At 45.7% G+C, this 13141-nt stretch carries 11 protein-coding genes; 5 read left to right on the plus strand and 6 right to left on the minus strand.

Translation table 11 applies throughout. From position 1 onward, the window contains the following. The first annotated feature begins 230 nt into the window (after positions 1-230). The 3 genes from rhuM (at position 231) to BMZ54_RS24250 (ending at position 3476) form a co-directional block, all read left to right on the plus strand. Positions 231-1247 carry a virulence RhuM family protein/type II toxin-antitoxin system death-on-curing family toxin gene (gene rhuM, locus BMZ54_RS24240; RefSeq protein ID WP_238386678.1) on the plus strand — a complete coding sequence of 339 codons (1017 nt, stop codon included), beginning with the start codon at positions 231-233 and terminating at the stop codon, positions 1245-1247. Positions 1248-1484: 237 nt separating this feature from the next. Further along, positions 1485-2648, plus strand: coding sequence for a T9SS type A sorting domain-containing protein (locus BMZ54_RS24245; RefSeq protein ID WP_162277658.1), 1164 nt, complete (start codon positions 1485-1487; stop codon positions 2646-2648). A gap of 48 nt (positions 2649-2696) precedes the next feature. Next, positions 2697-3476 (plus strand): polysaccharide lyase family protein, encoded by a 780-nt coding sequence (locus BMZ54_RS24250; RefSeq protein ID WP_089918310.1) that lies wholly within the window; start codon positions 2697-2699, stop codon positions 3474-3476. 46 nt (positions 3477-3522) lie between these two features. Here BMZ54_RS24250 and BMZ54_RS24255 read toward each other — a convergent pair whose 3' ends face one another. From BMZ54_RS24255 to BMZ54_RS24270, 4 genes are all read right to left on the minus strand, one after another. Then, positions 3523-5322 (minus strand): glycoside hydrolase family 36 protein, encoded by a 1800-nt coding sequence (locus BMZ54_RS24255; protein ID WP_089918312.1) that lies wholly within the window; start codon positions 5320-5322, stop codon positions 3523-3525. Positions 5323-5334: 12 nt separating this feature from the next. Beyond that, on the minus strand, positions 5335-7224 hold the full coding sequence (locus tag BMZ54_RS24260; RefSeq protein WP_089918314.1) for an alpha-L-fucosidase: 1890 nt from the start codon (positions 7222-7224) through the stop codon (positions 5335-5337). A gap of 23 nt (positions 7225-7247) precedes the next feature. Next, entirely contained in the window at positions 7248-9800 is a 2553-nt protein-coding gene (locus BMZ54_RS24265) for a glycoside hydrolase family 95 protein (RefSeq protein ID WP_089918316.1), read from the minus strand. Between the two features lie 699 nt (positions 9801-10499). After that, the gene (locus BMZ54_RS24270; RefSeq protein ID WP_089918318.1) at positions 10500-10790 is read right to left on the minus strand and encodes a hypothetical protein; all 291 of its coding nucleotides are present in this window, start codon (positions 10788-10790) and stop codon (positions 10500-10502) included. Positions 10791-10975: 185 nt separating this feature from the next. On the opposite strand from BMZ54_RS24270, the gene BMZ54_RS24275 reads away from it, so the two are divergent. Both BMZ54_RS24275 and BMZ54_RS24280 read left to right on the plus strand, forming a co-directional pair. Then, a complete protein-coding gene (locus BMZ54_RS24275) occupies positions 10976-11392 on the plus strand; it encodes an acyl-CoA thioesterase (protein ID WP_089918320.1) in 417 nt (138 codons plus the stop codon). A 22-nt stretch (positions 11393-11414) separates the two neighbouring features. Beyond that, positions 11415-11780, plus strand: a complete 366-nt coding sequence (locus BMZ54_RS24280; protein WP_089918322.1) for a VOC family protein — start codon at positions 11415-11417, stop codon at positions 11778-11780. A gap of 13 nt (positions 11781-11793) precedes the next feature. Here the strand turns inward: BMZ54_RS24280 and BMZ54_RS24285 are convergent, their stop codons facing one another. Together BMZ54_RS24285 and BMZ54_RS24290 are read right to left on the minus strand one after the other, a co-directional pair. Next, entirely contained in the window at positions 11794-12006 is a 213-nt protein-coding gene (locus BMZ54_RS24285; RefSeq protein ID WP_089918324.1) for a YwbE family protein, read from the minus strand. A gap of 280 nt (positions 12007-12286) precedes the next feature. After that, positions 12287-13135, minus strand: a complete 849-nt coding sequence (locus tag BMZ54_RS24290; RefSeq protein WP_089918326.1) for a class I SAM-dependent methyltransferase — start codon at positions 13133-13135, stop codon at positions 12287-12289. Positions 13136-13141: the final 6 nt, after the last annotated feature.

Here is a 13141-nt window from a genome sequence, read left to right on the forward strand (position 1 = left end):
AATAATTGGAAATTAAAAAACAAAATATTTAAAAGTTATATATATCCTGGCATAGCCTATGATTTTAACTTCTTAGAAGTCAGAATAAACTACTTATTGGAAACTAAGGCTTTTAAGTGTTTACCTCAAAACCTTTCCGGAAAGACATAAGGAGGAAACGGGAAATGTTGTGCCATTATACGAAGATTTACCTGCGCTTAACGATTATCCATTCCGGATGTATTAATTTCATGATTGATACAAAGACAGGTAAAATGGAAAATAATCAGATTATCATTTACCAGACACCGGATGGAGAAACGTCTATAGATGTTATCCTTGATCAGGATACAATTTGGTTAACACAATCACAAATTGTAGATCTTTTTCAATCCAGTAAGGCAAACATTAGCGAGCATATAAAACATATATTTAATTCAGAGGAATTGAATCAGGAAGCAACTGTTCGGAAAATCCGAACAGTTCGAAAGGAAGGTAAAAGGAACATTTCCAGGGAATTGGAGCATTATAACCTGGACATGATCATTTCCATTGGCTATCGTGTCAACTCAATCCGTGGTACCCAATTCCGCATTTGGGCAAACAAAATTCTAAAAGAATACCTGGTTAAAGGATATTCCTTAAACGAAAAACGCCTGCACGAACAAAGCCAGCAGTTTGAGGCGCTTAAACAAACTGTGAAATTGATGGGCAATGTATTGGGAGCACAGGAATTATCTTCTGACGAAGCAAGCGGCCTGTTAAAAGTAATTACCGATTATACCTATGCGCTGGATGTTTTGGATAAATATGATCATCGTAAGCTTACCATAGAGGCTACGCATACGCAGCAAGGCTTTATTGCTACTTACGGGGAGGCAATGAAAGCTATCCGTAGCTTAAGAGATAAATTCGGTGGCAGCAGCTTATTCGGTAATGAAAAAGATGAATCGTTTCAAAGCTCTATTGCAACCATCTATCAATCTTTTGGCGGGCGGGATCTCTATCCGAGCATTGAAGAAAAAGCAGCCCACCTGTTATACTTTGTAGTTAAGAACCATTCATTTTCAGATGGCAATAAACGGATCGCAGCTTTTCTGTTTGTATGGTTCCTTGAAAAGAACAGTATCCTTTACAGGGAAGATGGTACAAAACGCATTGCTGATAATGCGCTTGTTGCACTAACGTTAATGATAGCAGAAAGTAGGCCGGATGAGAAGGATATTATTGCGCAGGTGGTTGTTAATCTTATCAACGGGTATAACTAAAGCAGCATTAAGTAAAAGACTCCTTTAAGCCTTCCTGAAAGTGTAGCTGGAATTATCCAGCCTCTTGCTAACACAACCCTTATAAAATATACCGATCATTTAGGGAATTAAAAAATTTGCTTTTGTTAGAAAATTATTAATTTAATATTAAATGCAATCGATTGGATAACTAAGACAAACGTTTGCATATTAGATACATTTTAATCCCTTATTTACCCGTAACCCAAAATTTCCGTTATGAAAACAACCCTACAATTCGTTATTTTTTTTATGGTATCCTGGCTTTTCATCCCTCTTTATGTACATGCACAGGTGACATTACAGGCAGATGGCCCGGGCAACACCTACGAGCTTATTCAAAGCGTTTTAGGCAGCGGCACTGCCGGTGAAGTACCAGACTGCGGCCACCCTGCCTTTGGCAGGCATATTATCGAGGTGTTCGACAGTCAGCTTAACAAGAATGTTTTTGTATTTCACATCCATGTAACACCTGATAATGATCGCTGTAATGGAAGTACAGACCGGCAAAGGAATGAGATAAAAACGCAAAGTTCTTCGCCTGCAAATCTAAAAGGTGCGCTTAACGAAACCGTTACCTATCGCTGGAAGTTCAAGCTCGATGCCGGGTTTATACCTACTTCCAACTTTTGCCACATTCACCAGATCAAGGCAGGTGATGGGGATGACGGCGCTCCGCTTATTACTATCACCCCCCGGGCCGGTAATCCACAGAAACTGCAGATCATTCACAGCACAGGTAACGGTGGCACAGGCGGTGAAGTTCACAGTGAGAATCTTTCATCATTCAAAGGCGTATGGGTAGAGGTGTTCGAGAAAATAAAATACAGCACCAGTGGTACTTATCAGATAGTAATAAAAAGGGTTAGTGATGGTGCTACACTGCTTTCTTACAGCAATAGCAACATTAATATGTGGCGGGATGGTACCACTTTTTGCCGGCCTAAATGGGGCATTTACCGCAGCCTTAACAGTATAGCCCAGCTGCGTGATGAACAGGTGCGCTTTGCGGATTTCTGCATTGCAGAAGGCAACGCCACTTGCCCTAGCGATGTAGGGAGCGCCTCCTCTTCCGGTACCGGGTTAACAGCCTACTCAAAAGCGGATGATGCATCAAAAGAAACAGCAGACATAGTGGTTAAAGCATATCCTAATCCACTGCTGCAGAACACCACTATTGATCTTAGCCTGAAAGAAGCAGGGAAAACCCTGGTAGAAGTATTTGATACGCAGCAACGCAGAGTAGCGGTATTGATAAACGCTAATCTGCAGCCCGGTACTCACCGCACTGTATTTAACGCAGGATCTGTTCCAGCCGGTACTTATGTCATAAGCGTGCTGCATAATGGAAAGATCGTAACGAAAATGATAGCCAAACAGTAATAGCAAAGTCAATTCCACTTTTATTGTTAACCGATCAATCAAAAGCAAATGAAAACCTATTCAAACTGTAAGCATGCCAGCCAGCTGGCAATGCCCCTGGCACTGCTGGTAATAATTCTTTTTACCAGCAGCTGTAAGAAAACGGGAGAAACACTTAATGAAGATCATCTCTCTCCAATTGAAACACAAAAAAACATGGCAGCCAGTAGCGACGTTACGATAGCAGCTGCGGTTGGCTCGGGATGGCTAGCATATTCCCCTACCAAAAAGATCCACCTGGATGATGAGAACGGGCTGCAAATTTTTGACTGGACTTCTTATAAATCGGTAGGCAGCCCCATTTGTGCAGACTACCGTTCAGAGAATAGAACAGAAACCTTCCGCATTGTAAATAATAAGTCTAACCGTTCGGAAATACGGCTGCAGAACGACTATTCCACTGGTAGCCGCCAGTTTGAAGGGTATGTTACTTTCTCTGCTCCTTTAGACGATGAATCCCTGATGCAGATTTTCGGCAGCACTAACGGAGCCACCCAGTTAATGATCCGCGGATACGCTGCTGATGGAGGATCTATAAAGGGAGCTGGCCAAACATTGGCTACCAATGTTTATGGAAAAGAGGTGCATATAAATGTTATCCATTTACAGGAAGATAAGGGTAACCGTATCAAGATCTATATTAATGGGGTTAAGAAGGCAGATATTGCCGATAATGAAGCAGTTACTAACTATATGAAGTATGGCAATTACGGCACGTTAAGAACCGGAACCGCCACTGTAAAGTGGAGAGCGGTGAAAGTGTATAGAGATGGTACCGCCCCTAACTGATAGTGAAGTGCCCCGAAAAGTTTTAACCTTTCTGGGGCACTTTATATTACTCTTTTAATTCCACTACAGTTCCATCATGGCCCTGCAGCTCCAGCGTATATTTATCTGAAAATTTGCCCAGGCTTTTACCTGTCCAGTGGTCCACTACCTCACAGGGCTTATCCAGCTTAGCCGTAATGGTTCTGGCAGTACTATCCCAGTTCAGCAGCACTATGTATTTACCTTTGGGAGTAGATAGCTTGCCTATCTCAAATTTCCCATCTTCAAAAGCAGCTGCCTGCGGGGTGGGTGGTACTGTTTTCCGTAATACGTTTAACCGTTCGGGTGAGATGGTGGTCAGGTCGTCTCCGCTCAACAGCATGCCACCCGTGCTATATATGAGCGCCGCATGAAAACGGAATTCATTATCCGGCATTTTACCGGTCAGCAGCAGGCAATCGGGATCATTCCACCACAGGCGGCCATTCTGCCAGGCGCGGTACAGGTTTTCCCTGCCCGAACGCTCAAAAACAGACCACTGCCTCTTAATATCCATAGAGCTGCGGGAGCCATGTATAAGGCCCAGAGAGGGCCACAGTGGATGATTACAGCCCAGTATAAAAGCATCGCCGGTACCTTTAAGTATAGCTTCCATACCGCGGCGGTATGCATCTACACGGGTAGCCTGTTTGTCATAGAAATAACCACCGTGTATAGCGCCCCAGAAATTTGCGTCCAGCTTAAAGTAGGTACATCCCCATTGGTTACGCATAATGCGGAACATTTGTTCCAGGTGTTTTTGCACGGCAGGATTGGTACCATCCAATACATACCAGGGTTTAAGCCGCCAGCCGCCGAAGGTAACAAGATCGCTGCGCAGCGGTTTACCACCTGCATCTTTTACCAGCCAGTCAGGATGTTCTTTATATACTGTTGAATTGCTATCGCAAATAAAGGGAGCCACCCATATGGCCGGTTCAAAGCCTTTGCTGCGTATGGTCTTCAATACCGGCTGTATGTTACCGCCAAATGACTTGCCGGTTGATAGCCAGTCGCCCATATGCGGCTGGTAGCCATCATCTATCTGTATGTATCGCAGGGCAGGCAGGTTGGCCTTGATATAATCCAGGTTATCATAAATATTCTGCGCCGTTACCTGCGGGCCAAAGCAATACCAGCTGCACCAGCCGGTAGGTGGTTGCTTAAAGGCCAGGCGGGGATGATAATGATTTATACGGTTGGCAAATTTTTCCAGCAGGGTATTCCCTTCCCCGCCATTCAGCAGCGCCCATTCTTCCAGCTGAAAAGCCGCTCCGGGAGCCAGGGACAGATTTTCCAGGTCCATTACTACTTTAATGGTGTCTGCATTCAGGTAAAACTTGCCTGTAAAGTGTTTGCAGCTGGTAAATCCCAGCAGCAGCTGCGGTTCGCCGGCAGGGTACAGGCGTAACAGGTTGTACACGGCCAGGTAACCGGCCGGCTGTGGCATCCGGTAGTGCCCGTCATCCGTATAATTACCCAATACCTCCGGCTTTTCCAGCGTGCCGCTAGTCTGTGTCAGCATCTGGAATCCTTCGCCATAAAAAGGTGTATTAGATGCTAGTGCTTTACCCGCCTGTGCCAGCACCACTTCCCGGATACGTACCGGTGTACTACCGGTATTGACTATACGTGAAGTACAAAAATCTCCATTCCAGCTGCGGGTGATCTGTACCGTAGCAGGTGCAGGCTGCCCGTTGTCCATTATAATGGTAGCTTTGCTGCTTTTTAATGCCTGCAGGAATTGATCTGCCGGGCCGGCATGCAAAGCTGTTCCTGCCAGCAGGCCTGCTAATAAGCAGGTATAACCCCATTTCTTTAATATCATTCGTATAAAATTTTACCTGGTTGGTATTAAGGTGATCTCAAATAACTTCATCAGCTCCGCACCGGCTATTGTTCCCGGCCGTATAGTTAAAGTATGTACGCCGGCAGGTAATGCTAAGTCGCCTAAAGGCTGGGTCATGATACTTTCTGTTGAGGGCACGGCCTGGGTTTTTCCACTAAGCGTTTTCCCGTTTACGTTAACCAGGAAATTATTTACGCCGGTAGTTGAATCCGCTGCGTATTTGAGAGCAGCATGAAAATGTGCCGGTGTGGTTAGCCGGAAAGTCCAGCTAATGTACTGCGTGGGCTTAGTCCAGTTATATACATAATACTTGGGCGCTTTACCATCTCCATATAGGAAGCCATCTCCATGCAGGGTACCGTCAAAAGCCCGCAGCACATTCGTAATAGACTGAGTATCCAGTACACGTACACTATCGGTTGCCAGATGTTCCTGCATGTCCAGCACTATTACGCTGTTAATGGAATCCGGCGCTGTAGCAGGGAGTGTGATCGTTACATCCAGGTCGTTCACCCGTTTTACGGGCAGTGCTTTTTGTTGCGGATCTGCCAGTAGCCAGGCTTTACGTACATTGCTTTTTAACCCGCCTACATATAACGGCGCTTTGGCCGGCCAGTTGAATACATGCAGGTACAGGCGCTTGCCTTTAAGCGTGCTTTCACCCCAGGGTTGTAAAGGCAATGGAGAGGCGGTAGTGCCGTAAATGCTTTCCCCGTTCACCTGCATCCAGGTGCCAATACGGTGCAGTATAATTGTATCACGTGGGTCTACCAGCCCATTGCCCATTGGGCCTATGTTCATAAGCAGGTTACCGCCCCTGGAAGCAGCTTTGGCCAGCAACCTTATAAAAAAGCCGGCCGGCTTATGGCTGTTATCATACTTTGAATAACCGTAAGATTCATTTGTAGTAGGAATAGCTTCCCAATCCCCGGTAACCGGGTAAAATTCTGCAGGACGATCGGACGTATTCTTATAATCCCCGAAAGAAATATCGGCAGTACGTGCCAGGCGGCCATTCACCACTACATTATTATCTACTTCACGGATGGCTTTTAAGATGCGGATATTCTCACTCAACGGTAATTTACTGGGCGTATCAAACCACAGTATATCCGGATGGTATTTGCGGATCAGCTCCACTATTTGCGGGATCGCTTTTTCGTTCACATATTTTACCGCTTTGGGTAATAGCTCCGGATGAACATTAAACCAGTTAATGCCGCCATGCAAACGCTTATCGCCGCCGGGGTTATCATAATCCCAGTCATTGCCCGGCGCATCCGGGTGCTCCCAGTCAAAGGCGTGGGAATAATAAAACCCGAACCGGATACCATATTTTTTACAGGCAGCAGAAAGCTCCTGCATAGGATCACGTTTGAAGGCGGATGCGCTGATATTCATATCGCTTACTGCAGATGGGTACATGGCCACTCCATCATGATGTTTGGAAGTAATGATCAGGTAACGCATGCCGGCAGCCTTTATCAGCCGCACCCAGGCCTCTGCATTGAACTGTTCAGGGTTAAATGTTTTCAGCAATTTTTCCCGGTAAACCTCCCTGGGTATCGTTTCCTTACGCATGAGGTGCTCTGCATAGCCATCTACTTTTTTACCATTCCATTCCCCGCCGGCGGCGGAATATACGCCCCAGTGTATGAAGCAGCCAAACTTATCCTCCCGCCACCAGGCTATACGGGCATCATGGTTTTCCATGCTGCGTTTCCACCAGCCGTTCACTGCATCATCAATAGCTGCCTGGTCCCGTTCAGCGCCCTTTTGCATCAAAAGGCCCTGCTCATCTCCCTTATCGCCGGCAGGTGTTTGCGCCTGCAGACTTATGGATGTAACAGTAATGATTGCACTTAAAAATATGTGCTTCATAGTATTATATTAGTTGTGCTACGTTAATGGGTATTAATGTTATAATCTTTCCCGGCTGTTGTCATCAGGTCATACTCATAGATCTTTTTCAGGGGCAGCTCCGGCAGCTTGGTTTTGTCCTTCACTTCCGTTCTTACCGGCAATGGAATAAAGTAATAGGGGTTGGGATTATTTCCGCTGGCAGGTTTTAATGCAGTACCTGCTGCAGTTACGGGCACCTGTATACGAATACGGCAGTTGCCGCCCAGTTTACTGTGAAGCACTGCTTTGGTAAGCTTGCCCTGTTTCCATTCCATATCTATTTCAAAGCCACTACGGGCCTTCAGCCCCTTTACATGGCCGTTTGGCCAGGCAGCCGGTAATGCCGGTAATAAATAAACGGCGCCATCATGACTTTGCAGCAGCATTTCCGTAATACCAGAGGTTACGCCAAAGTTGCCATCTATCTGAAAAGGCGGATGTGCATCAAACAGATTAGGGTAAGAGCCGCCCGATCCATCCGCTACACTTACACTATCTACAGTGGTAAGGAACAGTTGTTTGTTCAGCATTGTATAGGCATGGTCGCCATCTTCCAGCCTTGCCCACCAGTTCACCTTCCATGCTTTGGACCAGCCGGTGCCTCCATCGCCACGCAGCAGTAAGCTGCGTTTGCCTGCTGCTGCCAGCACCAGGTTATGTCGCGGTGTAATGAAATAGCCGGGAAACAACCCATATAAATGGGAGAGGTGCCGGTGATGGTCATCGGGATCATCCAGGTCCTTATACCATTCCTGCAATTGCCCGTACTGCCCTACATGGAAGGGATACAGCTCCTGCAGCGTAGCTTGTAACCGGTTTGCAAATGCAGCATCTTTATTTAATACCTGCGCTGCCTGCACCGTATTATTGAACAGGTCACGTATTATGGAAAGATCCATGGTAGTGGCTATGCTCACGGAGCCTTCTCTTTTACCATTTACCAGGAAATTATTTTCCGGAGAGGTGGCCGGGCTGGTTACCCATTGGCCCTTATCGTTCTTTATCAGCCAGTCCAGCATAAATTCTGCTGCAGACTTCATAACTGGGTAGGCGGTATCTGCCAGGAAGGAACGGTTGCCGGTGAACAGATAATGCTCCCACAGGTGCCGGGTAAGCCAGGCTCCTCCCATAGGCCAGATGGCCCACCTTGGATTACCCCGTGGATCATTAAAATCAATACCGCCTGCAGGATTGGTCATGGCCCAGATGTCTGCATTATGATGTGCGGTCCAGCCTCTGGCGCCATAATTAACGGCAGCGGTTACACGCCCTTTTTTGGCCAGCTGCATAATAAAGTTGAACAATGGGATACCGCATTCACTGAGGTTGGCCGTTTCAGATGGCCAATAGTTCATTTCTGTATTGATGTTAATAGTATAGTTGGAGCCCCAGGGCGGCTGCATTTCATGGTTCCATAAACCCTGCAGGGTCATGGCTGGGCCGCCTTTACGGGAGCCTGCTATCATCAGGTAACGTCCATATTGATACAGCAGCGTGGTCAGCTGCGGATCGCGGTGGCCGCCACTGGCCGTGTATGCCTTTAGCCGCACATCAGTAGCCTGTGTTGCAGAGCTGTCTTTACCAAGATCCAGCTGCACTTTGCAGAAAAGGCGCTTGTAATCTCTTTCATGTTCCAGCAGCAGCTGTGCATAATCTTTTTGCCTGGCAGCATCCAGGTAACGCAAAGCTTCAGCAGCAGGATCTTTACCCTCCCTGCCCGGAGATTTATCGGGTCCGTTATAGCTGGTGCCTATGGATAGTAACAATACTACTTCTGAAGCACCCTGCACTTTTAACCCGCTGGTATCAGCATGCACGGCGCCATCTTTTACCCTTGCCTGCAAATGCACTTCGTAATTCATTCCCTCACCGGGTGCATACACAATTTGCCGGGCTTCTGCGGGGCGGTTAGCTACATACTCCGGGCATTTGCCTTTCATGACCACATAACGGTCGTTCACCGCCTGTGTGTGATGCGGCATGGGGTTTTGAAAACGTGTATTAAAAGTAATAGCGCCGGAGTGGCTGGCCCTGAAACGAACTACCAGCAATTGCGCCGGGTAGCTGATGAATACTTCCCGTGTATAGGTAACTCCACCTGCAGTAAATGTTACGGTGGACAAGGCATTGTTCAGGTCCAGCTGCCGCTGGTATTGTTCCGGTGCGCCATTGATGCTGTTATCAAAAAACAGGCTGCCCAGGGTCAGGTAACGGGCACTGTACAGGCCCATCATTTTACGTGCAACCTGGTCTGCCTCCAAATATTTTTCTTCAGACAGCAGCTGGCGTATAAGCGGTAACGTTTGTTTGGCTTGCGGATTATTACCATCACGCGGCCCGCCTGACCACAGATAGCCTTCATTCAATTGCAGCTGTTCCTGCTGCACGCCACCAAATACCATAGCGCCTATACGACCATTGCCTACCGGCAGGGCGGCTATCCATTGCGTGGCTGGCTGTTGGTACCATAGCCGTAGCAGCGAATCTTCCGGCGGCGCTGCGGATAAAACCTGTACTGCTAATAATAAAAGAAGGGTAATGGTGTAACGTTTCATACTGGAATTCAGATTTTGTAGAACAGCAGATCTGTGATGACTTTATTTTTATAAGATCAAGCTTCCAGGCTTTACTGAAATTGCTGAAGAATATTTAGTGCAACAGGTGGCTTATAGTAGCTCACTAAACCTGACGCCCATTATTAATGATAAGCAATACAGTTACTAACAGCATTCTTGTAATAGAGAAAAAAAGGATGGACTAATAATATTTACGTCCTTCTTTTTTCATAAACCTGGAATCTTGATTCAAATTAAGCAATCGATTGCATAAAATAAAATTCTGGTGAAGATTGCATCAGGAACAGCGGAAATCACATTAATACCACTGAAAAAACCTTCGTTCAAAACTTAAGGAAAGGGAGTAATGTGCCGGGCAAAATGTTCAGGGATACCGGTGGTATTATCTGATCCTATCGCTGGCAAAAGCTGGCAGAATATCTGGTTGTATTGAACAAAAAGGAACAAACAATGAAAACGCTTTTCATAGTATCAGCATATGAACAAAATGGGATTAAGCTCCCAAAGCATCTGCCTGAAAGCCTTTCTACAAGTGTAACCGGGAATATTGTCCTTTGATAATTTACCGGTGCTGTTTAAGCAACGATGTATTGAATTTTTGAGGTTGAAAGAAAATAGTGCTTACTGTAGATCATAAAACTAAAAACGCCCCGTAATTGCGGGGCGTTTTTAGTTTCGTCATGGATGCTGATAAAGATGGTAAACAAGGGTTCCTGATGGCGGCAGGCCTGGCCCACCATCGGTATATCCCAGCGCTACCAAAGTTCCGTTAACTGGATTGGTGTCGGCATCGCTGACAATTTCTGCATTTGCCAACGTGCTCCAGGCAACAAACTGGCCGGAAGGGGTGTACCATGCGTAATTAATGATGGCAGGTCTTGCTGTTTGGGTCTGTTTAGTTGAAAATGAGCTTAACAGAAAGATCCCGGCGAATAGTGGGAAAAAGAGAAGGGCTTTCACGTTTTTCATGTGAAAATGTTTAATGGTTAAGAGGAGTATATCATTTAAATCTACAAAAGAGATTTGAACAATCAAAGAACATTTCAGAACATGTTTGTATGAATTGTGTAACAGCCGGATTATATGGGCAAACGGTATTATAGGTTTCGTGATTTAAGTTATTTACATACATTAGCGGCGTAAAAATGTTAATCATGGAATATGTAAAAGAATATGTTGTTAATCCTGATCATATAGATGTTCAGGGAATAATGGATGGTCTGTTTTACCCTTTTTACATGGAATATTGCCGGCATGAGTTTATAAAAGATGTTCTTGGATTTGGCCTCGAAGAAGAAGCGAAAAAAGGAATAAATATGGTTTTGTCTCAGTATACGATCAATTTCCTTCGTTCCCTCAAAAAGGATGATAGATTTACAGTAACCTGTGAATTGTTTGCTGATAAAAGTGGCAAACCTCAAATACACTTTGAGCAAAAAATAATTCTAAACGGAAAGATCGTTACCAAAGCAGTTTTCACCGGAACCTGTGTACCTGCTACCGGTGGACGGCCATTCCTCCCGGATTCGATCAAAGAAAAATTGCTTACAGCGCCTATATTGGAATCTTAATAAAGTACCAACCCGACCCAAAATGAAATTTACAAAACTGGTCCCCAATGTATTTTATACAGACATTAAAGTAGGTCTCCGGCTTTTTGTTGAGTGCCTGGAATTTAATATTGGGTATGATGAATTGAACTCGGAGGATCCTTTTTGTGTGATCGAAAAAGATGAATTGCGTATCAACCTTTTTCAAAACAAGGAGTATGCAGAAAAAGACCGGCCTGAATTCAGGCTGGTAACAACTGATATTAAAGAGGTGTATAAAAAAGTAGCATCAACGCATCCGGAATTACTGCATCCCAATCTTAACAAAATTACACTCCGGCCCTGGGGCGCCAGGGAATTTGCATTGAAGGATGAATCCGATGTTTGTATGATCATTCAGCAATGGTAATTGTAGTTAGTGTTTACTCGCCATCGGGATCCACTACATCTGTTTGGGCTACGCGGCCAACCTGCCCATCCTCCAGCCGTACCTTTATTCCTCTTGAATGATAGGCTGCTGATGTAAGCACATCTTTAACAATGCCATATGTTAACTTACCACTTCGCTGGTCTTTTTTAAGGATAATGGCTACTTCCTGTCCGGGATAAATGTCTTTTCTATATTGGCCATCCATATGTTTTCTGTTTATCAGCCGTAAAATTATTGAAGGAAAACATCATTATGGCAAAAATGTATCAGAAAAGGTGTCGATGCTTTGTTTCCTTGACTGGTCCATTTCAGTTATTACGCTCTCCATAGCCAGGTTCTCAATCACCAACAGTAAGAGCACCGTTCGGTTATTTGCTGCTGCAACAACTATTGGGGTCAACAATTGTCCCGTACTGTATCGGGACAATTGTTGAACCAGCTTGCCAGACTAACAAATTGTTAGCTGGTAGTGTATACATTAAGATCTAAGTGGTTGCAACCAATATTGGTTCAGCATTCGATAGGGAAAGCCCATCCGCCCGGCCGGCAAAATATTTACCTGAGAGGTCGCTCCCGGATACAATTTCTGCATTCCGCAAACCCGCTTTAGCAGAAAGCTCCAGCATCTGCTCAGGTGTGAAAAAGCTGAGAAATGGCGTCCCTGCAGCCGCAGCTCCTTTCATGGCCATCTCAAGCAAATGTTGTTCGTCTGGATGTAGCAGCTCTTTCGGTAACAAAAAAGACATAGCTAATGTAGAATGCGGAGCCAGGGATGCAACCTGCTGAAGCATGCCCAGTATCGCCTCTTGTGTAAGGTACATGCTAACACCGGTACAGGCAATGATTGCCGGGCTACTGGCATCAAAGCCGGCATTTTTCAGCGACAAAAGCCAGTTGGCATTTTTTTCAAAATCAACCGGAACGAACCGCAGTCTATCAGGTATACCTAAGCCGAGTGCAATCAGGCGCTGCTCTTTCCACGCCTGTGTGTTGGGTTCGTCAATTTCGTAAACTGTTATTTTTGAACTCAGTTCCTTTTGCCGTAAGGCAAAGGTGTCAAGGCCGGCGCCCAGTATAACATACTGCTGTACTCCACGGTTAACGGCCGCTGCCACCAGGTCTTCTACAAACCTCGCCCGCGTAACTATTGACAGGCGTGCTTGCCGGGTGCCTTCCGGATTCATGTCCGGCCGTTGTTGCCAGCTGGCTTCCGGGCCTGCCAGCTGCAGGCCAAGTTCATCTTCCAATATGTGCGGTGGTGCATCTACCTGCAGATGTAATGCTCTCCATAAAGCCACGCGCACGGCGGTATTATCCGGAATTGTTTTTTGCATAGACTA

The sequence above is a fragment of the Chitinophaga rupis genome (genome assembly GCF_900109685.1).
GTDB classification, from domain to species: Bacteria; Bacteroidota; Bacteroidia; order Chitinophagales; family Chitinophagaceae; genus Chitinophaga; species Chitinophaga rupis.